The sequence below is a fragment of the Frondihabitans sucicola genome, assembly GCF_030296615.1.
GTDB classification, from domain to species: domain Bacteria; phylum Actinomycetota; class Actinomycetes; order Actinomycetales; family Microbacteriaceae; genus Frondihabitans; species Frondihabitans sucicola.
Genome location: NZ_AP027732.1, coordinates 2,842,962 through 2,864,557, shown reverse-complemented (window position 1 = coordinate 2,864,557; position 21,596 = coordinate 2,842,962). Strand labels below are relative to the sequence as shown.

At 68.4% G+C, this 21,596-nt stretch carries 14 protein-coding genes, 1 other RNA gene and 2 pseudogenes; 11 read left to right on the top strand and 6 right to left on the bottom strand.

Annotated elements, in window-relative coordinates; all coding sequences use genetic code 11:
• On the top strand, positions 1 to 504 hold the full coding sequence (locus QUE79_RS14755) for a hypothetical protein (protein ID WP_286343755.1): 504 nt from the start codon (positions 1 to 3) through the stop codon (positions 502 to 504).
• A gap of 98 nt (positions 505 to 602) precedes the next feature.
• Here QUE79_RS14755 and QUE79_RS14750 read toward each other — a convergent pair whose 3' ends face one another.
• Entirely contained in the window at positions 603 to 2,390 is a 1,788-nt protein-coding gene (locus QUE79_RS14750; RefSeq protein WP_286343754.1) for a DEAD/DEAH box helicase, read from the bottom strand.
• Between the two features lie 209 nt (positions 2,391 to 2,599).
• Here QUE79_RS14750 and QUE79_RS14745 point away from each other — a divergent pair, with 209 nt between their 5' ends.
• Entirely contained in the window at positions 2,600 to 4,288 is a 1,689-nt protein-coding gene (locus QUE79_RS14745; protein WP_286343753.1) for an ABC-F family ATP-binding cassette domain-containing protein, read from the top strand.
• A 145-nt stretch (positions 4,289 to 4,433) separates the two neighbouring features.
• On the opposite strand, the gene QUE79_RS14740 is transcribed toward QUE79_RS14745, so the two are convergent.
• The gene (locus QUE79_RS14740; protein WP_286343752.1) at positions 4,434 to 5,612 is read right to left on the bottom strand and encodes a glycoside hydrolase family 76 protein; all 1,179 of its coding nucleotides are present in this window, start codon (positions 5,610 to 5,612) and stop codon (positions 4,434 to 4,436) included.
• Positions 5,613 to 5,818: 206 nt separating this feature from the next.
• Here QUE79_RS14740 and QUE79_RS14735 point away from each other — a divergent pair, with 206 nt between their 5' ends.
• The 4 genes from QUE79_RS14735 to rnpB all read left to right on the top strand — a co-directional run bounded on the left by QUE79_RS14735 (position 5,819) and on the right by rnpB (position 9,192).
• Positions 5,819 to 7,141, top strand: coding sequence for a hypothetical protein (locus QUE79_RS14735; RefSeq protein ID WP_286343751.1), 1,323 nt, complete (start codon positions 5,819 to 5,821; stop codon positions 7,139 to 7,141).
• A gap of 10 nt (positions 7,142 to 7,151) precedes the next feature.
• Positions 7,152 to 7,970 carry a Nif3-like dinuclear metal center hexameric protein gene (locus QUE79_RS14730; protein WP_286343750.1) on the top strand — a complete coding sequence of 273 codons (819 nt, stop codon included), beginning with the start codon at positions 7,152 to 7,154 and terminating at the stop codon, positions 7,968 to 7,970.
• A gap of 51 nt (positions 7,971 to 8,021) precedes the next feature.
• Positions 8,022 to 8,762: a zinc ribbon domain-containing protein gene (locus QUE79_RS14725; RefSeq protein WP_286343749.1), complete on the top strand. Its 741-nt coding sequence runs from the start codon at positions 8,022 to 8,024 to the stop codon at positions 8,760 to 8,762.
• Between the two features lie 46 nt (positions 8,763 to 8,808).
• Positions 8,809 to 9,192, top strand: an RNA gene (gene rnpB, locus QUE79_RS14720) — RNase P RNA component class A.
• Positions 9,193 to 9,342: 150 nt separating this feature from the next.
• On the opposite strand, the gene ppgK is transcribed toward rnpB, so the two are convergent.
• From ppgK to QUE79_RS14705, 3 genes are read right to left on the bottom strand one after another with little or no spacing between them, the layout of a single operon-like run.
• Positions 9,343 to 10,104 (bottom strand): polyphosphate--glucose phosphotransferase, encoded by a 762-nt coding sequence (gene ppgK, locus QUE79_RS14715; RefSeq protein ID WP_286343748.1) that lies wholly within the window; start codon positions 10,102 to 10,104, stop codon positions 9,343 to 9,345.
• 53 nt (positions 10,105 to 10,157) lie between these two features.
• Positions 10,158 to 11,021 (bottom strand): type I methionyl aminopeptidase, encoded by an 864-nt coding sequence (gene map / locus QUE79_RS14710; protein WP_286343747.1) that lies wholly within the window; start codon positions 11,019 to 11,021, stop codon positions 10,158 to 10,160.
• 49 nt (positions 11,022 to 11,070) lie between these two features.
• Complete coding sequence (locus QUE79_RS14705; protein WP_286343746.1) at positions 11,071 to 11,343, bottom strand: hypothetical protein; 273 nt, start codon at positions 11,341 to 11,343, stop codon at positions 11,071 to 11,073.
• A 219-nt stretch (positions 11,344 to 11,562) separates the two neighbouring features.
• Between QUE79_RS14705 and QUE79_RS14700 the strand changes: the two genes are divergently transcribed.
• Entirely contained in the window at positions 11,563 to 11,745 is a 183-nt protein-coding gene (locus QUE79_RS14700) for an SPOR domain-containing protein (protein ID WP_286343745.1), read from the top strand.
• An 11-nt stretch (positions 11,746 to 11,756) separates the two neighbouring features.
• Here the strand turns inward: QUE79_RS14700 and QUE79_RS14695 are convergent, their stop codons facing one another.
• Complete coding sequence (locus QUE79_RS14695; protein ID WP_286343744.1) at positions 11,757 to 13,493, bottom strand: NAD+ synthase; 1,737 nt, start codon at positions 13,491 to 13,493, stop codon at positions 11,757 to 11,759.
• Between the two features lie 36 nt (positions 13,494 to 13,529).
• On the opposite strand from QUE79_RS14695, the pseudogene QUE79_RS14690 reads away from it, so the two are divergent.
• From QUE79_RS14690 to QUE79_RS14675, 4 genes and pseudogenes are all read left to right on the top strand, one after another.
• Positions 13,530 to 14,866: pseudogene (locus QUE79_RS14690) on the top strand (glutamine synthetase family protein).
• A gap of 21 nt (positions 14,867 to 14,887) precedes the next feature.
• Positions 14,888 to 17,873 (top strand): annotated as a pseudogene (locus QUE79_RS14685) (bifunctional [glutamine synthetase] adenylyltransferase/[glutamine synthetase]-adenylyl-L-tyrosine phosphorylase).
• 514 nt (positions 17,874 to 18,387) lie between these two features.
• Positions 18,388 to 19,872, top strand: a complete 1,485-nt coding sequence (locus QUE79_RS14680) for a glycosyltransferase (RefSeq protein WP_286343743.1) — start codon at positions 18,388 to 18,390, stop codon at positions 19,870 to 19,872.
• A gap of 102 nt (positions 19,873 to 19,974) precedes the next feature.
• Positions 19,975 to 21,564, top strand: a complete 1,590-nt coding sequence (locus tag QUE79_RS14675; protein ID WP_286343742.1) for a glycoside hydrolase family 26 protein — start codon at positions 19,975 to 19,977, stop codon at positions 21,562 to 21,564.
• Positions 21,565 to 21,596 lie beyond the last annotated feature (32 nt).

The following is a 21,596-nucleotide window of genomic DNA, read 5'->3' as shown; positions in this document are numbered from 1 at the left end:
ATGACCCAGGCAGAATCACTGCAGCTCACCGTCCTCGACGACTTCGAGTACGTCGACGACACGCTCGACGATGCCGCCTGGTACGACACCTACACGATCAAGGCCGGCACCTACGCCATCACCATCGACGGTGCCGACGCCGTCATCACGGCCGACGCGACGCTCACCGAAGAGTTCCGCACCACGCGCCTGATGAGTCGGAACAAGGCCGAGGCCCGGTCGGTGTACGAAGAGACCACGTTCGCCTTCCGCTCCGACGCCCTCGACGCGGTCCCCGGGCCTCTGTCCGTCGGCGGCGCCTACGGATGGGCGGCAGCCGAGGGCTCCCCGACCCCGTCGGCCTCGGTCATCGCCTCCGTCGTCGCCGACCTCCGGGCAGCAACCGCTGCCCGCCGGGCCGTGGCGACGGCGTCTGGGCTGGTCGGGCCTGAGTACGCCGAGGCGCTCCGAGCCGAGGCCGTCGAGAAGGCGGCCGTCGTGGCGCGCGCCCAGGCCACCGCCTGAAGGCAGGCCGCAGAGCCAGGCCCCAGAGCCACGGGGCCAGACCGCAGAGCCGAATCGACGGGCTGAGCGGGCGCTCCAGACCGACCGGTGTCGTGGACTTACTGGTGTCGGGGCTTGCGGGCCGGACGCTCGTCGCGGTCGTCACGGCGGGGTGCGCTGCGGCGATCAGGGCGGATCTCGATCAGCTTGCCGCTGATCCTGGTGTCGACGAGCCGGTCGAGGACGTCCTTCGACAGATCGGCGGGAAGCTCGACGATGGAGAAGTCGGGCCGGATCTGGATGGCGCCGAAATCTTCCCGGCTGAGGCCGCCCTCGTTGGCGAGAGCACCGACGATCTGTCGCGGTTCGACCCGCTGACGACGGCCCACCTCGATGCGGTAGGGCGACATGGGCTTCGTCGTCCGAGGCCGACGCTCGGGTCGCTCGCCGCGGTCGTCGCGATCGAACGAGCGCGGAGCCCGGTCGTCGCGGTCGAACGAGCGGTCGGACGACCTCTCGGGCCGCTCCCGACGCGCAGGCCGCTCGGCAGCCGGGTCGAGAAGCAGGGGAGTGTCTCCCTGCGCGACGACGGCAAGGGCGGCCGCGACGTCGGCCTCCGGCACATCGTGGTGCTCGACGTAGTGCCCGACGATGTCGCGGAAGGCCGAGATGCGGTCCTGCTGCCCGAGGGCCGCCGTGATGGCGTCGTCGAAGCGCGCCAGGCGAGTCACGTTGACGTCCTCGACGCTCGGCAGCTGCATCTCGGTGAGAGGCTGACGCGTGGCTTTCTCGATCGCGCCGAGGAGACGGCGCTCGCGCGGCGTGACGAAGCTGATCGCGGCGCCCGAACGGCCGGCTCGGCCGGTGCGCCCGATGCGATGCACGTACGACTCGGTGTCGATCGGGATGTCGTAGTTGACGACGTGCGAGATGCGGTCGACGTCGAGCCCGCGTGCAGCGACGTCCGTGGCGACCAGGATGTCGAGCTTGCCCGACTTGAGCTGATTGACGGTGCGCTCGCGCTGAGCCTGCGCGACATCGCCGGAGATGGCCGCGGCCGAGTACCCGCGGGCACGGAGTTTCTCGGCCAGGGTCTCGGTCTCGCTCTTGGTGCGGACGAAGACGATCATGCCTTCGAAGTTCTCCACCTCGAGGATCCGGGTCAGGGCGTCGACCTTCTGCGGATACGACACCATCAGGTAGCGCTGCGTGGTGTTGGCGGACGTCGTGGTCTTGTTCTTGACCGTGATCTCTTCGGCGTCGTTCAGGTACTGCTTGGAGATGCGCCGGATCTGCGCGGGCATCGTGGCCGAGAACAACGCGACCTGCTTGTCGTCCGGGGTGTCGGCGAGAATCGTCTCGACGTCTTCCGCAAAGCCCATCTTGAGCATCTCGTCGGCCTCGTCGAGCACGAGGTACTTCAGCTCGGAGAGGTCGAGGGTGCCTTTGGCGAGGTGGTCCATGATGCGACCGGGCGTTCCGACGACCACGTGGACGCCGCGGCGGAGCGCCGACAGCTGGACGCCGTACGCCTGGCCGCCGTAGACCGGCAGCACGTGCACGCCGCGCATCTGAGAGGCGTACTGCTCGAACGCCTCGCAGACCTGCAGCGCGAGCTCGCGCGTGGGGGAGAGGACGAGGGCCTGCGGCTTCTTCTGCGAGACGTCGAGCCGAGACAAGATGGGCAGAGCGAACGCCGCGGTCTTCCCGGTGCCCGTCTGGGCGAGGCCGACGACGTCGCGGCCGGCGAGCAGCGGAGGAATGGTGGCCGCCTGGATTGCGGAGGGCGTCTCGTAGCCGATCTCGCGAACGGCTTTGAGGACCGCGTCACTGAGCCCCAGGTCGGAGAAAGCAGTCACAGCGTCGGCAGTGTCTGCCTCGATCGGGGCATTCGTGTCGGTGGTCATACCTGAACGGTAGTCGCTCGGCGTCCTCCCCACCGACGCCGAGGGCCGTGATCCCGATGCCGGCGGCCCGAGCGAGAGCCGCGGGCGACCATCGGGGCAGGATCACGACGGGTTGACAGCGGGGACTGAGCCGCTAGTCTGGTCGGCTGCCCATCGCAGGCGGCGCCAGTGCTTCCGGCATCGGCCCGTGCCCCACAGAGAGATTTCCCATGGGCTACATCGACGTCGCGAAGGTGTCGTACACCCTCGCCGACGGCCGCCCTCTGCTCGACGAGGTCTCGTTCCGCGTCGGGGAGGGCTCCAAAGCCGTGCTGATCGGCGCCAACGGCGTCGGCAAATCGACGCTGCTCCGGCTCATCCGCGGCGAGCTCAAGCCCGACGAGGGCGTCATCGCCATCGACGGCGGTCTCGCCGTCATGGACCAGTTCGTAGGTCACGTGCGAGACGACACCACCGTCCACGACCTGCTGGTGTCCGTCGCCCCCGCGGCGGTGCGCAAGGCCGCGCGCGCCCTCGTCGCGACGGAGGACGCCCTGATCGAGCGCGACGAGACCGATACGCAGATGGCGTACGCGACGGCCCTCGCCGACTATGCCGACGCCGGCGGGTACGACCACGAGACCCTCTGGGACACCTGCACGATCAAGGCCCTCGGCGTGCCGTACGAGCGAGCGCGCTGGCGCGAGGTCACGACGCTCTCGGGCGGGGAGCAGAAGCGGCTCGTGCTCGAGGCCCTCCTGCGCGGACCCGAACAGGTCCTCCTCCTCGACGAACCCGACAACTACCTCGACGTGCCGGGCAAGCGCTGGCTCGAGGCCGCCCTCGCCGAGTCGCCGAAGACGGTCCTGCTGGTCAGCCACGATCGCGAGCTGCTCGGCCACGTGGCGGACCGGGTGATCACGGTCGAACCGGGCGCGGCCGGCAACTCGTCGTGGACGCACGGTGGTTCCTTCCTCACGTACCACCAGGCGAGGGCCGACCGCATGGAGAGGCTCGACGAGCTCCGGAGGCGCTGGGACGAGCAGCACGAGAAGCTCAAGACGCTGGTGCGGAACCTCAAGGTCAAGGCCACGGCCATGGATTCGATGGCTTCCCGGTACCAGGCCGCTCTGACCCGGCTGGCGAAATTCGAGCTGGCCGGCCCGCCCGAAGAGCGACCGCCGGAGCAAGAGCTCACGATGCGACTGGCAGGATCCCGCACCGGTAAGCGCGCCGTCGTCTGCACGCGCCTCGAACTCACCGGCCTGATGGCACCTTTCGACGCCGAACTCTGGTTCGGCGAACGGATCGCCGTGCTGGGGTCCAACGGCTCCGGGAAGTCCCACTTCCTCCGGCTGCTCGCACGGGGTGGAACCGATCCGGAGCCCCGCGAGGGGCACCTGACCGCCGTCGGTGCGGAGCTCACGCCGGTGCCGCACACCGGTCGAGCCGTGCTCGGGGCACGCGTGGTGCCCGGCTGGTTCGCTCAGGCGCACGAGCACCCCGGGATGCTGGGCCGCACGCTCCTCGAGATCCTGCACGCCGGAGACGACGAGCGACGTGGGTTGGGCCGGGAGGCGGCGAGCCGTGCACTCGACCGCTACGGACTCGTGTCGAGCGCCGAGCAGGTCTTCGAGTCGCTGAGCGGGGGTCAGCAGGCGCGCCTGCAGATCCTGCTCCTCGAGCTCAGCGGGGCCACGCTCCTCCTTCTCGACGAACCGACCGACAACCTCGACATCGTGTCGGCCGAGGCGCTGGAGCAGGCTCTCGACCGGTTCGAGGGAACCGTGATCGCCGTGACCCACGACCGCTGGTTCGCCCGGTCTTTCGACCGCTACCTGGTGTTCGGGAGCGACGGAGAGGTCTACGAGGCACCCGAGCCGGTGTGGGACGAAGGCCGTGTGGTCCGCTCACGCTGAGCTGCGCCCCGATCGGGCGGCACCCGCACTGGGGAGACCCGGTGCCCACCCCTCACGGGGCGGGCACCGAACCCCTGCTGTGAGTCCCTAACTCACTTCCTCAGAGGGGCGGCCCGTGATCGGCCGCCCCTCTTCTCTTCCCGGCCTACCGACGCTGGGGGACGACGGCCAGGAGCGCGCTGAGAGCGCTGGCCTGCGTCCGCCAGTCGTAGGCGGTCGGGAAGGCCGTCGAGTCCTCGCCCGACCAGCGCTCACCGAGTTGGTTCGCGTTCGTGCGATCGTTCGCCCAGATCGACGACGCCTGCCTCTGCGAGAACGCGAGATAGCGCTGATCGTGCGTCAGGTCGGTCAGGTCGCTCAGGTACCTCTCGAAGACGCCCTTGAACTGCTTGCCGTTGTCATCGCACGTCGTGCTCAGCGCATCGCAGGATTCGGTGAGGATTCCCTTCGACGTCAGGAGCGGCGAGGTGATGGCCGCGTCGGCGAGTCGCTTCGTGGTCGCCAGGACGGTCTTGTCGTGAGTCGCGCGATACAGCTCGGTCCCGGCGCCGATGGCGAGGCCCTGGTTGTACGACCACACGGTCTGCCCGTTGTTCTGGCAGCCGTCGGTCAGTCCGTCGTTCACGAGGCCCTGCGAGTTGATGAGCCCGCTCGTGGTGAACCAGTTCCAGCCGGCTTCGGAGCGCGCCAGCCAGGTCGTGTCGCCCTTGACCCGATTGTGGAGCTCGGCCGTCAGACGGATGTAGAGGCCATTGGTGATGGAGTTCTTGTACGTCTTCTCCGCGTTCCACCAGACGCCGCCACCGCACGTCGAGGTGTCCCAGTAGCCCTGCACGTAGTCGCCGATCTTCACGGCCATGTCGAGGTACTTCTGCTCGTGGGTCACGTCGTACGCTCCGAGCCAGGTCAGGCCCCACCACTCGGAGTCGTCGATCGCGCGGCTCGTGAAGTCGCCCAGCAGCGGATCGCCCGAGAGCACCCCGGCCGGGAAAGCGCCCTTGTCCTTCTCGAAGGTGTTGTCGATCTCGGACACGTAGCGTCGGTCGCCCGTACGGACCGTGTAGTCCTCCACGGTCTGCAAGGCCACGGCGGAGTTCCACCAGCTCGACGGCCACCAGGCCTTGACGGGGTCGTACGACGCCATCAGGACGTCGGTGGCGGTCTTCGCCCGCTGCGTGGCCGTGGCGCTCGGCGACGGACCGCCGTGATGCGACGGGATCGCCGCCTGCGCCGCGGTCGGAGCCAGGAGCGCCCCCGCCGTCAGTGCGACCGCAGCGACGAGAAGTGCTGCGCCCCGCTTCTTGTGTGATCGTTTCTCGTTCATGTGTCTCCTTCGACGGAACGACCGGATTCCCCTGTGAACCCGGCTCGGCGAGTTACTCAGAACGGTGGAGTAATCGCGCCGCGTCGACCGTACGCCCCGATCGGCTCGAGCGGAAGGCCGATGCCCGGCGAACCACGCGACGACACGCCGACTCCGGACCCGGCGCGCCTGACGAATACACAGATATGAGCGCATATCATTCCGCCATGACCGATCAGCTGGATTCGAGGACGACGGGGACGGTGACGGCCTTCATGGACGAGACGGAACACCCGCTTCGCCGCTCGACTTTCACTCCGGCCGAAGGTGTGACACTCGCGTCGGAAGCCGACGAATCCGGCGATTCCGCCGAGGTCGGCGATTCGGCCGAGGTCGACGATTCAGTCGAGGTCGACGATTCAGTCGAGGTCGACGATTCGGCCGAGGTCGCGAGCGAGGCCGACGCGGGCCCGGACGCCGAGGTCCCTCCCGCGGACGACGCTCCCGCGGACGGTGCTCCCGTGGACGACGCTCCCGCGGACAGCCAGACCGTTCCTGCCGACTCTCGTGACGACGAGCCCGACCGCGGATTCCCCCGACCTCCGGAGCGCGGCTCCCTCGACGACGAGGATCTCGTACCGCTCGTCGGCCGCCACACGGACGACACCGCGACAGTCGACCTGATCGGGATCCTCCAGGCTCAGATGCAACTCCGAGCCACCGAGGCGGTCCGCTTCGCCGACTGGGAAGCCGAGATCCGCCGGATCGGCACCGAAGAGGCTCTCGACGAACTCGAGCGCACGCGTCTTCACTTCACCGGCGTGATCCCGATCCAGACCGCTCCCACCATCGTCACCGCGGCCCAAGCGCCTCCCGGCTCCGCCCTGGTGCCGGAGCGCCTCGTCCCGGTCGCACCCACCTTCGACGCCCCCGTCATTCCCGCCGGCACCGCTCCGACGACGGAGCCCACCGTCGGCGCGACGGTCAACCCGCACATCGAGCGAGCTCGCAGTGCCGACGACGAGCTGCTCGAGCGCGCCGAAGACGCGCCAGCCGACGCCGCGTCACCTGTCGCGCCTTCGACCAGCAGAGTCGTGGTGACCGCCGTGTCGATCCTGGCGGTCCTCGTCGTCGTGGCCGCCCTGATCCTGACGCCCCTCGGCGCCTCCGCCGGCCCCACGGCCGCCCTCTCGGCGGTCGGCGTGCTTGCCGCTTCCTGGATCGGCATCGTCGCGGGCCGCCTCGCCCTGCGAGGTCGCGCCCGTGTCTCGGCCCCCGTCACGACTCGCACCACCTGGGCGCTCATCGCCGGGCTGGTCGTCGGCACCGGGGTCGGCGAAGGCCTCGTGCGGACGTCGTCGCGGGCATTCTCGTGGCAGGGCTATCTGCTGTCGCTGGTCGAGGTACACGGCTTCCACGTCGAGCTCTCCATCGTCGCCGGTCTGCTCGCGGCACTCGTCCTGGCTTTCGTCGTCGTCGTGCTCGTCGACCGAGGGCGCAGCGCGGCCGTCGCCGGCCACCCCGCAGAGCAGGATCGCCCCGCCGACTAAGCTGGGGGCCGTGTCCACTCTCGAAGCGGTCGGTCTCGCCGTCGAACAGCTCTGGCCTCTTCACGGGGCCGAGTCGTGGGATGCTCCGGGGCTCGTCGTGGGCGAGCCGACGGCTCGGGTGAAGCACATCCACCTCGCTGTGGACGCCGTCCTCGAGACCGCAGACGAAGCGCTCGAGATGGGGGCCGACCTCCTCTTCGTCCACCACCCTCTTCTGCTGAGGGGCGCGACATCGGTGGCGGAATCGACCACCAAAGGCGCGCTCATCGCGAAGCTCATTCGCGGCGGGGCGGGCCTGCTCGCCGCGCACACCAACGCCGATGTCGTCGAGACGGGCACCTCACGCGTCCTGGCCCACCAGCTCGGGCTCGTCGAGCAGTCGCCCATCGAGCCGTCGAGCACCGGGAGCCCGACGGGGCTCGGCATCACCGGCCGCTTCGAGCAGCCGCTCACGCTGATGGCGCTGGCGCGGCTCCTGACCGACATCCTGCCGCCCACCGCCGGTGGCGTCCGGGTCTCCGGCGATCACGAGCGCGTGGTCGAGACGGCCGCCCTCTGCGCCGGAGCAGGCGATTCGATGCTCGGGCACGACGCCGTGCGCGCAGCCGACGTCTACATCACCAGCGACCTGCGTCACCACCCCGCGTCCGACGCGCGCGAGCTCATGCTGCTCGGCCGCGGCCCCGCCCTCGTCGACGTCTCGCACTGGGCCAGCGAGTGGCTGTGGCTCGACACGGCGGCCGCGCAGCTCCGCCTCGCCCTTCCCGACGTCGAGGTCACCCTGTCCGACCTCCGCACCGACCCGTGGGATTTCGCGGTCGTCCGGTGAACCCGGCGCCCACCCCTGCCCAGCAACGCACCACAACCGAGTGAGACGAACATGCCCCTCAAAGCCAGCCCCTCCGATCAGGCTCTCCTGCTCGACCTCCAGCAGCTCGACACGACGCTGCAGCAGCTCGCCCACCGGGCTCGTCAGCTCCCGGAGAACGCTGCCCTGGCCGAGCTCGACAAGCAGACGGCCACCCTGCGCGCGCGCCTCACGACCGAGGAAGGAACCGCGGAGGACGCCCGCCGCGAGCTCGGCCGCATCGAGTCCGACGTCGCGGTCGTCGAAGCCCGCGTGAAGCGCGACCACGAACGACTGCAGAGCAGCTCTTCCCAGAAAGACATCCAGGCCCTCGAACAAGAGTTGACCGCCCTGGCGAACCGGCAGAGCGACCTCGAAGACGTCGAACTCGAGGTGATGGATCGAGTCGAGCAGTCCGGCGCCGTCGTCGAAGCCACCCAGGGCGAGCTCGACGAGCTCGCCGCCAAGCGGGGCGAACTCGACGCCGAACGCGAAGCCTCGCTCGCCACCGTCGAGTCCGAGCGCACGCACGCCACGGCGAACCGCACGACCATCGCGCAGAAGGTGCCGGCCGACCTCCTCGCCCTCTACGAGCGTCAGCGCGAGCGCTACGGGATCGGCGCCTCGCACCTGCGAGCCCGCGTCTCGAGCGCCAGCGGCGTGGAGTTGACCGGCAACGATCTCGCCACTGTGCGGGCCGCAGCACCCGACGACGTCCTGCTCTGCCCGACGAGCGACGCGATCCTGGTTCGCACCGACGAATCCGGTATCTAGGCGCCTCGGGCCGACGCCCCGAGCCCGCTACACTTCTCTAGGCGAATGGGTCGGCAAGACGGTCGCGTCGCATTCCCGAAAGGGCATGTGCCGAGGAACGTCCGGGCTCCACAGAGCAGGGCGGTGGGTAACACCCACCCGGGGCAACCCGCGAGACAGTGCAACAGAAAGCAGACCGCCACGGGCCCGAAAGGGCCCGGGGTAAGGGTGAAACGGTGGTGTAAGAGACCACCAGCGGTTCGGGTGACCGGCCGGCTAGGTAAACCTCGCCCGGAGCAAGGTCAGACAGAGAACGTTCGAGGTGGCTCGCCGAGTTCTCGGGTAGACCGCTGGAGCGCTGCGGCAACGTAGCGCCGAGATAGATGGCCGTCCACGGCGTCGTGCGTGCACGACGCCCGGACAGAACCCGGCGTAATAGCCGGCCCATTCGCCCTTCCCACCTGTGTCCTGCGCGGCGCGCAGCGAGGCCCGCAGCGAGGCGCGCCGCGAGGCGCGCGGCCGCAACACGTTTTACGGACATTTAGACCCGCCGCGGCAGGTCGAAATGTCCGTAAAACGTCTTGCGGCACGGGGCTCGAGCTCAGAACGCGGGTTTCGACTCGGATGCGAGGGCCGCGGCACCGAGGATCCCGGCGTTGTTCCGGAGCTTCGCCGGCACGATCTCGGCTCGGAGGTCGAGAAGCGGCAGAAATTCCTGGTACTGCTTCGACACGCCGCCTCCGACGATGATAAGCCGCGGGTAGAGCAGAGCCTCGAGCCGGGAGTAGTACTTCTGCAGGCGCTTGGCCCAGTGCTTCCACGACAGGTCGTCGCGCTCCTTGGCCGCGAACGATGCCTTCGTCTCGTAGTCCTTGCCCTCGATCTCGAGGTGGCCGAGCTCGGCGTTGACGATGAGCACCCCGTCGTTGAGCAGGGCCGTTCCGATCCCCGTGCCGAGGGTCGTCATGATGACGAGCCCGCTCACCCCCTTCGCGGCGCCGTAGCGGGCCTCGGCGTAGCCGGCGGCATCCGCGTCGTTGACGAAGTGGATCGGCTTGCCCAGCGTCTTCTCGAACAGCTTCTCGGCCTCGAAGCCGATCCACTTCTTCGAGACGTTCGCCGCTGACAAGGTCTTGCCGTCCATGATGGCCGCGGGGAAGCACACGCCCACGTGGAGGTCGTCCGCTTCGTCGCCCAGCTCGTCGATGATCTGCTTGACGACCGCGACGATCGCATCGGGCTCCCCGCCCTCGGGCGTCGACTTCTTGAGCCGGTCGGTCAGCAGTTCGCCGCTGTCGACGTCGACGATCGCGCCCTTGATTCCGGTACCGCCGATGTCGATTCCCACTGCCTTGGTTGCCATGGGTGAGCCTCTCTGGTTGGGTCACGGTGCGCGACGACGTCGCGACCGCAGGATCAATAGGTCGTCAAGACCTCGGCGCCGCGCTCGGTGACGACGAGGGTGTGTTCGAACTGGGCGGTCAGCGACTTGTCGCGGGTGGTGACGGTCCAGTCGTCCGGCCAGATGTCGGCCTCGGTACCGCCGAGGGTCAGCATCGGCTCGATGGTGAAGACCATGCCGACCTCCATCACGTCGTCGTACTGCGGCGCGTCGTAGTGCGGGATGATCAGGCCGGAGTGGAAGGCGCGCCCGACACCGTGTCCGGTGTAGTCGTGCACGACGCCGTAGCCGAATCGCTTGGCGTACACCTCGATCGCGCGACCGATCACGTTGACCTGCCGCCCGGGCGCGACCGCCTTGATGCCGCGGTTCAGCGCCTCGCGCGTGCGCTCGACGAGGTCGACCGCCGCTGCAGACCCCTCGCCGACGACGAAGGTGCGATTGGTGTCGCCGTGGACACCCTCCTGGAACGCCGTGATGTCGATGTTGACGATGTCGCCGTCGACCAGGACGGTGTCGTCGGGGATTCCGTGGCAGATGACCTCGTTGACCGAGGTGCAGACCGATTTCGGGAAGCCGCGATACCCCAGAGTCGACGGGTACGCGCCGTGCGAGGTGACGTACTCGTGCGCGACGACGTCGAGCTGATCGGTCGTGATGCCGGGACGGATGGCTTCGCCGACCGCGGTGATGGCGTCGGACGCGATCCTGCTGCTTCGCCGGATCGCCTCGATCTCGTCGGCGTCGTAGAGGTCGCCGCCGTCGTACGGTGCGGGTGCGGCCTTGCCGACATACTCGGGACGGGCGATGGACGCGGAGACCGGACGCTGCGCTGAGATCCGGCCGGGCGTCAGATGACCGTGTTGATCCCGGGGCATGTTCTCAAGCTTAGGGTCTCGGGCCGGGCTCGGTTCGCACGGCGGGGCGTCAGCTGCCGTCGGGGTATCCGCCACGGTGCAGCATTACCGGAAACCGCGGCAGGTGGCCGGCAGGATCCGCGACGAACAGCTCGGTGAGGCGCCGATACCGCCCCTGAGCGCGCCAGTCCACGGGCGCAGGATCGAGGGTGGCCGGGAGACCGGGCGACTCCAGCACATCCCGCAGTGCCCGATCGAGGGCATCGAGAGCCTCGGCGCCGACCCGAAGCGACCACTCCTCTTCGAGTCGCTCCCTGGTCCTGCGATCGCGGTCTCGGACCACCTCCCCTCGATGGTCGAGGGCGACGGACCGGCCGTCCGCCGAACGGCGAGGTCGTGCCGAGCGAGATGCCAAGGCGAGGTGCCCGGCGTCCATCAGGGAGGTGCGGGCGTCGCGTTCGCGGGGGTATCCCCAGCGGAGGGGCTGCCCGGCCGCGCGTCGAGCGTCTCGGCGGGGGAGCCGCCCCGTGCCGCGACCATGCCTTCACGCTAGTCTGCGGACATGGCTGACAACGACAACCAGTTCTGGTTCAACACGAAGACGCACCAGGTCGAGGAGGGCATGGTCTCGCCCGCCGTCGACCGCGCCGGCCCGTACGCCACGCGGGCCGAGGCCGAGCACGCCCTCGAGCAGATCAAGGCCAACAGCGAGAAGTGGGCCGCCGAAGAGGCCGAGAACAGCTAGGGCTTGCCGAGTCAGAGGCCGGTCGGACGGTACGTGATGGGCAGCCGGCGGTCGCGGCCGAAAGCCATTCCGGAGATCTTCGGCCCGATGGCGCCCTGGCGGCGCTTCCACTCGGAGCGATCGACGAGCTTCGTCACCTCTGCCACCACGTCGGCGTCGTAGCCGAGCGCGACGACGTCGGCGGCACCGAGGGCTTTCGTGATGTAGGCGTCGAGAATGCCGTCGAGGATCTCGTACGGCGGGAGGGTGTCCTGGTCGACCTGGCCGGGGCGGAGTTCCGCCGACGGAGGTTTCGTGATCGAGTTCTCCGGGATCGGGCCGCGCTCGCCTCGCGATTCAGCGAACTCGTTGCGCCACCGTGCGAGTTCCCAGACCATCGTCTTCGGGACGTCTTTGATCGGGGCGAAGCCGCCGACCGAGTCGCCGTAGATCGTCGAGTAGCCGACCGACAACTCGGTCTTGTTGCCGGTCGTGAGGACGAGGTGGCCGTCGAGGTTCGACAGCCCCATCAGGATCAGCGCTCGCGCTCGGGCCTGGACGTTCTCGGCCGCCAGTCCGGTCAGGTGGAGTTGGCGTTCGAACGGCTCGACGAGGTCGGCGATGGGCTCCACCGAGTACCTGACGCCGATGCGCTCCGCGACGTCGTCGGCGTCGCTGCGCGAGTGGTCGGACGACCACTGCGACGGCATCGAGACGCCGTACACCCGGTCGCCTCCGATGGCGTCCGCCGCGATGGCCGCGCACACGGCGGAGTCGATACCGCCCGAGAGGCCCAGGACGACCGATCCGAAGCCGTTCTTCTCGACGTAGTCGCGAGTGCCGACCACGAGGGCGTTCCAGAGCTGCTCCCGGTCGTCGGGCAGCTCGGCGATGTCGGGCGCGAGGGCGTTGTAGAGACCGAACGCCCTCGCCGACACGTCGACCCGGCGGATGCCGGCGGGCAACTCGCGGTTCTCCGATGCCTGCGGGTCGAGATCGACGGTCAGCACGTGCTCGCGCCACTGAGGAGCACGGGCCAGGATCGCGCCGCTCCCGTCGACCACGACGCTGTCACCGTCGAAAAGGAGGTCGTCTTGACCGCCGACGAGGTTCACGTAGGCGACGAGCGTGTCGTTCTCCGTGGCTCGACGCGTCACGAGGGGAAGCCTCACCTCGTCTTTGTCGGCGACGAACGGGCTCGCATTGATCACGAGCAGCAGACCCGCTCCGGCGTCGAGGACACGCCCGACCGGCCCGCCGTCGCGCCAGAGGTCTTCGCAGATGATGAGGGCGACGTCGATGCCCTTGATCCGGATCACCAGGAGCTCGTCACCCGGGATGAAGACGCGGTACTCGTCGAAGACCGAGTAGTTGGGCAGGTGGTACTTCGCGGTCGTGGTCACGACACGCCCGCCCTGCAGGACGCTCGCGCAGTTCTTGGCGATCGCCGTCGGTGCGTTCGAGGTGTCGAGCAGGCGAGGTTCGAACGGCCCGTCGGGGTGTCCGACGACGACGGCGAGGTCTCCGAGCCCCTCGGCCTCGAGTCGTTCGGCCAGCGCGACGACGGCGCGGTGGCTGGCCTCGAGGAAGCTCGGACGCGACGCGAGGTCTTCGATCGGGTAGCCGGTCAGGCTCATCTCGCCCGACGCCACGAGGTCGGCGCCGGCGTCTCGCGCGGCCCGCGCCGCTCGGACGATCTGGTCTGCGTTACCCGCGAGATCTCCAACCAGAGGATTCGTCTGCGCGAGCGCCAAGCGGAGTCGGGGCATAGCCACTAGCCTATCGGGGGAGCAGAAAGGGCCTGAATGGACAAGCAAACCGACTTCGTTCTTCGTACCATCGAAGAGCGGGGCATCAAGTTCATCCGACTCTGGTTCACCGACGTGATCGGTACCCTCAAATCGGTGGCCATCGCGCCGGCCGAGGTCGAGGAGCGTTCGCCGAAGGCGTCGGCATCGACGGTTCGGCCATCGAGGGCCTGACCCGGTCGTTCGAAGCGGACGTGCTTCTCCATCCCGACCCCACCACCTTCCAGATCCTGCCCTGGCGCAGCACCGAAGACCCGACCGCGCGCATGTTCTGCGACATCACGACCCCCGACGGCACGCCGGGTGTGGCCGATCCTCGCAACGTACTCAAGCGCACGCTGGCTCGCGCCGGCGACCGCGGCTTCACCTTCTACACGCACCCCGAGGTCGAGTTCTACCTGCTCAAGTCGTCGAAGATCGGTCCGGACGGCCCGGAGCCGGTCGACCAGGCCGGCTACTTCGACAACGTTCCAGGCGGCACCGCCCACGACTTCCGCCGCCGCTCGGTCCGCATGCTCGAAGACCTCGGCATCTCGGTCGAGTTCAGCCACCACGAGGCCGGCCCGGGTCAGAACGAGATCGACCTCCGCTACGCCGACGCGTTGACGATGGCCGACAACATCATGACCTTCCGTACGGTGGTCAAAGAGGTCGCGATCGAGCAGGGCGTCTACGCCACCTTCATGCCGAAGCCTCTGCAGGGTCAGCCGGGCTCGGGCATGCACACCCACTTCTCGCTCTTCGAGGGCGACGCCAACGCGTTCTACGAGGCCGGCGCCGAGTACCAGCTCTCGAAGATCGGTCGGCAGTTCATCGCCGGGCTCCTGAAGCACGCGCCGGAGATCACAGCCGTCACGAATCAGTTCGTCAACAGCTACAAGCGCCTCTGGGGCGGTGACGAGGCTCCGAGCTTCGTCACGTGGGGCCACAACAACCGCTCCGCTCTCGTCCGGGTCCCGCTCTACAAGCCCAACAAGGGCCAGTCGAGCCGCGTCGAGTACCGCGCCATCGACTCCGCGGCCAACCCGTACCTGGCTTTCTCCCTGCTGCTGGCCGCGGGCCTCAAGGGCATCGAAGAGGGGTACGAGCTTCCCGCCGAGGCCGAAGACAATGTCTGGAGCCTCAGCGACGCGGAGCGCCGCGCGCTCGGGTACAGCCAGTTGCCGGCGAGCCTGGACCACGCCCTGTCGCTGATGGAAGGCTCCGAACTCGTCGCCGAAACGCTCGGCGAGCACGTCTTCAACTACGTGCTGAAGAACAAGCGTCAAGAATGGAAGGAGTACCGCGCCCAGGTGACGCCATTCGAACTCCGGTCCAATCTCGAGATGCTGTAGACCTCTCAGACCGATCACCCGATGCCTCGCGCCGCCACAGCCCTCACCGACCTGGCGCGTTACGGGTTCGCCGACCTCCGTGCCAGCCGCGACCTGCTCGACCAGCTGATCGAACGACAGCCGTCGGTCGCGGGCTTCCTGCCCGCCCTGTCGCAGAGCGCGGACCCCGACCGGGCCCTGATTCGGCTGTCGCGCCTCGTCGAGCGATCGCCCGAAGCGGTCGGCCGGTTGCTCGCTGCAGCGACAGCGCCCAGCCCGACCCACACCGACGAGCGTCCCGGCGACCGGCTGATGCTGGTCCTCGGCGCCTCCGAGGGGCTCGCCGAGTTCCTGTTGCGGCGTCCGGAGGCTCTCGACGTCCTGCGCAGGAAGGTCTGGACGGTCCCGCACCAGGACGACTACGAACGGGACCTGCTGGCTGCCGTCCAGGGATTGACGGGCGACGACGCCCGGATGGCCCTGCGGGTGACCTACCGCGAGTGCCTCGTAGCCCTGGCGGCATTCGACCTCGGCCTCTACGATCCTGTAGCGGGCCTCGACGTCGTCGCCGCCGCGCTGGCCGATCTCGCCGGGGCGGCGCTCGAGGCAGCGCTCGACGTGGCCAGGCGCGAGGTCGCCTTCGACGCCGACGAGATCGCTGCCACCCGGCTCTCCATCATCGCCATGGGCAAGACGGGGGCTCGGGAACTCAACTACCTCAGCGATGTCGACGTGATCTTCGTCGCCGACGCGCGGGAGGGTCTCGATCCTGCGCGCGCCGTCGAGATCGCCACCCGCCTCGCCGTCCACATGACGCGCACCCTGTCCGACCTCGGGCCCGAGGAGCCGCTCTGGGAGGTCGACGCCAATCTGCGCCCCGAGGGCAAGAACGGCGCTCTCGTCCGCACGCTGTCGTCGCACCTGGCCTACTACGAGCGCTGGGCCAAGCCGTGGGAGTTCCAGGCGCTCCTCAAGGCCCGGCCGATCGCGGGTGACCACGAGCTCGGTCAGGAGTACGTCGAGAAGCTCTCCCCGCTCGTCTGGTCGGTCGCCTCCACCGAGAACTTCGTGGAGTCCGTGCAGAAGATGCGGGAGCGCGTGACGGCGCACATCCCCGCCGATCAGGTCGACCGTCAGCTCAAGCTCGGTCCGGGGGTCTTCGCGACATCGAGTTCACCATCCAGCTCCTGCAGCTCGTCCACGGGCAGGGCGACGCCGACATCCGGCAGCGGTCGACGCTCGGCGCTCTCGGGGCCCTCGTCCGCGAGGGCTACGTGGGCCGAGCGGAGGCGACGGAGTTCGATCGCGACTACCGCGAGCTCCGCCTCCTGGAGCACCGGATCCAACTGTCGCGGCTCCGCCGCACGCACCTGATGCCCACCGGCGAGGAAGAGCTCCGCATCCTGGCCAGGGCGACGGGGCTGGCCCCGTCCGCAGAAGAGCTGGTCGAGCACTGGCACGCGATCAAACGCCGCGTGCGCAACCTGCACGAGCGCCTGTTCTACCGTCCGCTGCTGACCGCGGTCGCGCGCCGCCCCGAAGAAGAGCTGGCCCTCTCCACCGACTCAGCCGTCGCACGACTCGCCGCGATCGGCTTCCGCGACCCGCGCGGCGCGCTCGCGCACCTCGCCGCCATGACGAGCGGGGTGTCGAGGCGCGCCAGCATTCAGCGGCACCTCTTGCCGGCCATGCTCCAGTGGTTCGCCGACGGCACCGATCCAGATCTGGGGCTCCTGGCGTTCCGTCGGCTCAGCGACGGACTGGGGGAGTCGTACTGGTTCCTCCGGATGCTGCGCGACTCGTCCGGCGCCGCCCAGCGTCTGACGACGGTCCTGTCGAGTTCGCGGTTCGTCGCCGACCTGCTCGAGCGCATCCCCGAAGCGGCGTCGTGGCTCGAGGACGACGACGATCTCCGACCCCGGAGCCTCGAGACGCTCGCCGACGAGACGCGCGCCACGCTCGCCCGGCACGACGACACGACGGCCGCGGCGCAGGTGCTGCGCGGTTCCCGTCGGCGCGAGATCCTGCGGATCGCCCTCGGCGCCATCGTCGGAGTGGTCACGATCGACGACCTCGGCCGCGGGCTCTCGGCGATCATGACGGCGACCATCGCGGGAGCGCTCGCGCTCGCCCGCCGCGACGGGAAGGCCGACGGGCTCGAGTTCGCCGTCATCGCCCTCGGGCGCTACGGCGGCGAGGAGCTCGGCTTCGGATCCGACGCCGACGTCCTCTTCGTCTACCGGGCGGTCGATCCCGACGACGCGACGGCGCAGTCCCGAGCGAGCCAGATCGTCGCCGACCTTCACCGCTTCACCGACGACCCGCTGGTGCCCTCGACCTCGACGCCGATCTACGCCCGGAGGGCAAGAACGGCCCGGTCGTGCGGTCGCTCGACGCGTACGCGGCCTACTACGCCCGCTGGGCGCTGACGTGGGAGGCGCAGGCACTCCTGCGCGCTCGAGGCGCTGCCGGAGACGAGTCGCTGCTGAACGATTTCGAGTCCCTCGCCGACACGGTGCGGTATCCGACTCGTTTGTCCGACCAGGACGTCCGAGAGGTCAAGCGCATCAAGGCGCGGGTCGAGTCCGAGCGCCTTCCGAAGGGGGCCGATCCGTCCAGGCACCTCAAGCTGGGCCGCGGCTCGCTGAGCGACGTCGAGTGGTTCGTGCAGCTCCTGCAGCTTCAGCACGCAGCAGCCGTACCCGGGCTCCGGACCCCGTCGACCCTGACCGCCCTCGCCGCGGCGGTCGAGGCGGGGCTGGTCTCGGCCCCCGACGCCGATCGTCTGCGCGACGCCTGGGTCATCGCCTCCCGCGCACGCTCCGCGGTCATGCTCTGGACCTCGCGCACGAGCGACGTCCTGCCGACGGACCGCCGTCAGCTGGAGGCCGTCGCGCGGCTCCTCGAGTACCCGCCGGGCTCGGCGACGCAGCTCGAAGAGGACTACCTCGCCACCACGCGGCGCGCTCGTCACGTCTTCGAGGCGGGGTTCTACGGCCTCGAGGAATCTCCGGAACCGTCCGTCTGAACGTCGCGTCGGCGGGGTGAGACGCGCCCGACACGCCCAAGAACGCTTCGGTTCGGGAAGTCGCGCGAAGAATTTGTTTCGTCCCCCGTTTTGAATCCGTGTACCCCGGTCGATGTGACGCCGAGGTTACGTGCTCGTGTCGCGCACACGTGCGCTCTCTCGTCCGGATGATCCGTGAAACGTGATGGGAAGCAGGATCGACACGCCACGCGTGTCACCTAATTACCCCGCGTTCACCAGGCATTTCTCTGTTCTCGACAATTTCTCGGAGACAGGCCGCAACAGCGACGTGGACAGTGTGTCCGATGTGCCCGGCTCCATCGGGCCGACGGTCGGCATTTCGCACGACACCGTTTGGAGGACACCAATGTCCCCCAATGGGGACGGGGGCACCCCAGTCCGAGGGACGCCTTGTGAGCCCTATTCGATTCGACTACAACTTTGACTACCCGAACGCCCGATTCCCCAACGACGCGGAAGCCACCACTCCAACCATCCCCGCAGGCGGCACATCGTGTTAACGTTCATTCTCCAAATCCGGCACGAAATCAACGGACACCCCGAGGTGTACCTGTTCAGCGTGTACTCGATCATGATCTGGGTCCTCTGGATCATCAAAGTCGTCATCTCTCGCAACTACCGACCGTTCACAGGCACGTACACCGGCACGACCAGCGTCGTGGTCCCCGTGGTCGACGAACCGGAAGATCTCTTCCGAGACGTCATCGGCCGCATGGTCGAGCAGCAGCCGGGCGAGATCATCGTCGTCATCAACGGCAAGCCGAATCCCGTCCTCCAGGGCATCTGCGAGGAGTTCGCGCCGCTCGTGCAGTGGACCCACACGCCGATCCCCGGGAAGCGCAACGCCGTCATGATCGGCACCGAGCTCTCCAAGGGCGACATCACGGTGCTGGTCGACTCCGACACGGTGTGGACGCCGGGCACCCTGTCCGAGTTGGTCAAGCCGTTCGCCCAGGCCAACGTCGGCGGAGTCACCACCCGCCAGCGCATCCTCGAGCCCGAGCGCAGCTGGATCACGCGCTGGGCCGACTGGCTCGAGAACAGCCGGGCGCTGTACTCGATGCCGGCGCAGAGCGTCCTGGGCCAGATCGGCTGCCTCCCGGGCCGCACGATCGCCTTCCGCCGCGACATCCTGGTCAGGGTCATGGACAAGTTCATGACCGAGAAGTTCATGGGCGTGTTCCTCGAGGTCAGTGACGACCGCACGCTGACGAACCTCACGCTCAAAGAGGGCTACCGCACGGTCTACCAATACACGAGCCTCGTGTACACCGATGCTCCGCTGCAGATCAAGAAACTCTTCAAACAGCAGCTCCGGTGGGCTCGTGGCAGCCAGTACAACACCCTGCGCATGATGCCGTGGATGCTCGGCCACGCGCCGATGCTGGCGTTCTTCTTCGCCATGGACATCGTCCTGCCGTTCGTCCTCCTCGGGGTCGTCGGAGGCTGGATCTACAACGGCCTCACCCACCAGGGCACGAACCTGTACACGGGCATCCTGCACGAGTACGGCCTCCGCTCCGGCGTCGTGGCGATCGTCGCTCTCATGGTGGCTTCGTCCGTCCTGAGCATGGCCATCCGACAGATGCGCCACCTCTCCGAGAAGCCCGGCGACTTCATCCGACTCCCCGTCTTCATCATCGTGTCGACGTTCTTCCTGATGCCCATCCGCATCATCGGCTTCTTCCGCATGGGCCACTCCGCCGGTTGGGGAACGAGAGCCGGTGCCTACACCGGCGGTGTGGTCACCGAGGAGGTCGCGGACGAGGTCGAGCGTCGGGAAGACGCGATGGAGACCCCCTCGACGCTCTCGAGGCCCAGTTCACGGACACCCCGGGCCAGCCGTCGATCGACACCCTGTTCGACTTCGGGACGCAAGAAGCCCCCGAGTCCGGCACGGTCCTGGTCAAGAGCCGCCGACAGGCGAAGACCGCTCTGGCCACCCCGAAAACGCAGGCGCCTGCCAGGCGCCGCTTGAACCCGAAAGCCGGATGGCCGTACCTCATCGGTGCCGTGATCCTCGTCCTGGAGGCCCTCTTCATTGTCTGACCTCACCTCGAATTCCGGACATGGCTCGTCCATGATCACCCCTCTCGCTCACGGCAAGGCCTGGTGGACGACCGGTAAGAAGAACTCCCGCCGCACCGCTCTCGGGGCCACCTCGATCGTCGTCCTGCTGGCCCTCATCTCGTGGCTCGTCTGGATGTCGCCCACCGACAACGTGGTGCGCCACGCCGTCACCGACGTCGTCAAGCCGATCGCCGGCTCGATGGCTCTGAAGAACGATCGCGCGAGCCTGCTCACGCAGCTCGTCTCGAGCAAGTCGCAGGTCACCGACCAGTCGGCCAAGCTCGCCGCGCAGCAGAAGCAGCTGCAAACCGCGCTCGGCAGGGCCAAGGCTCTCGAGACCCAGCTGGCGACCGCGAAAGCGGAGGCGGCGACGGCCTCCGGCAAGGCGACGTCGCTCAAGGCTCAGGCCGACGCCGGTGCGACGAAGGCGGCCTTCACCGCCACCGACGGCGGAGGATCGACTCTCGGCGGCGGCAGCACCAACGGCGACGGGGGCACCGTCGCGAGCGGCAGCGGTTCGGGCTCCGGTACCGGCTCGGGCAGCGGCGCGGGCTCGGGCGGAACGGGCGGAACGGGCGGCGGCACCGTCGGGCCCGTCCAGCCGAGCACGCCGAGTCTCGCCTCGATCAAGAACCCGTCGACGCGCTACTTCGGCCTCTACACCGCGCAGTCGCCGTTCAGTTGGTCCGAGTTCGACGACGTCACCAACAAGGTCGGCGCGCAGCCGAACTCCGCCGGTTACTTCCAGGGCTGGGATCAGGACTTCCGAGCCGACGCCGTCCAGCGCTCCTGGGCGAAGGGCGACCTGCCCATCATCACCTGGGAGTCGCAGTCGTCCACGGCCGGCAACAACGAGCCCGACCAGCCCGACTACTCCCTGGGCAAGATCATCGACGGCGACTTCGACACCTACCTGAAGAAGTACGCCGACGCCATCGTCGCCAACGGCCAGCCCGTCGGCATCCGCCTCGATCAGGAGATGAATGCGACCTGGTACCCGTGGTCGGAAGACGACGGCCACGGCAAGGCGGTCAACGGCAACAGCGCCGGCCAGTACGCCACGATGTGGCGACACGTCCACGACGTCTTCGCCGGTGAGGGAGCCAACGACTACGTCAACTGGATCTGGGCGCCGAACCGGATCAACAACCTGACGGCCAGCCACAAGACGCTCGAGTACAACAAGAGCCTCTACCCGGGCGACGCCTACGTCGACTGGATCGGGATGTCGGGCTACGAGCGTCCCTCGGGCGACGGCCCCCAGGACGGATCGTTCGCCGACACGTTCGGCGACACCCTCTCGATCCTGCGCCAGGTCTCGGCCAAGCCGATCTTCCTCGCGGAGATCGGGGCGACCGAGGGCGGCGGCCTCAAGGCCGGCTGGATCAACAACCTGTTCAACGCTCTCGCCGATCCTGAGAACAAGGACATCATCGGATTCTCCTGGTTCAGCCTCACGGTGACCACGACCCTCAACGGTCAACTCGTGACGAACGACTGGCGGTTGAACTCCACGGCCAAAGCCCTGGCGGCCTTCACGGCCGGGATCGACCGCACGGACGTCAACTACAAGCTGAGACCGGTCACACCGGCCTCTTGAGGCGAGGGCGCAGGATCCCCGGACCCGCGAGA

Coding starts and splice junctions, on each gene's coding strand:
- QUE79_RS14755 (WP_286343755.1), top strand. CDS start 1: ATGACCCAGGCAGAATCACTGCAGCTCACCGTCCTCGACGACTTCGAG.
- QUE79_RS14750 (WP_286343754.1), bottom strand. CDS start 2,390: ATGACCACCGACACGAATGCCCCGATCGAGGCAGACACTGCCGACGCT.
- QUE79_RS14745 (WP_286343753.1), top strand. CDS start 2,600: ATGGGCTACATCGACGTCGCGAAGGTGTCGTACACCCTCGCCGACGGC.
- QUE79_RS14740 (WP_286343752.1), bottom strand. CDS start 5,612: ATGAACGAGAAACGATCACACAAGAAGCGGGGCGCAGCACTTCTCGTC.
- QUE79_RS14735 (WP_286343751.1), top strand. CDS start 5,819: ATGACCGATCAGCTGGATTCGAGGACGACGGGGACGGTGACGGCCTTC.
- QUE79_RS14725 (WP_286343749.1), top strand. CDS start 8,022: ATGCCCCTCAAAGCCAGCCCCTCCGATCAGGCTCTCCTGCTCGACCTC.
- ppgK (WP_286343748.1), bottom strand. CDS start 10,104: ATGGCAACCAAGGCAGTGGGAATCGACATCGGCGGTACCGGAATCAAG.
- map (WP_286343747.1), bottom strand. CDS start 11,021: ATGCCCCGGGATCAACACGGTCATCTGACGCCCGGCCGGATCTCAGCG.
- QUE79_RS14700 (WP_286343745.1), top strand. CDS start 11,563: ATGGCTGACAACGACAACCAGTTCTGGTTCAACACGAAGACGCACCAG.
- QUE79_RS14695 (WP_286343744.1), bottom strand. CDS start 13,493: ATGCCCCGACTCCGCTTGGCGCTCGCGCAGACGAATCCTCTGGTTGGA.
- QUE79_RS14675 (WP_286343742.1), top strand. CDS start 19,975: ATGATCACCCCTCTCGCTCACGGCAAGGCCTGGTGGACGACCGGTAAG.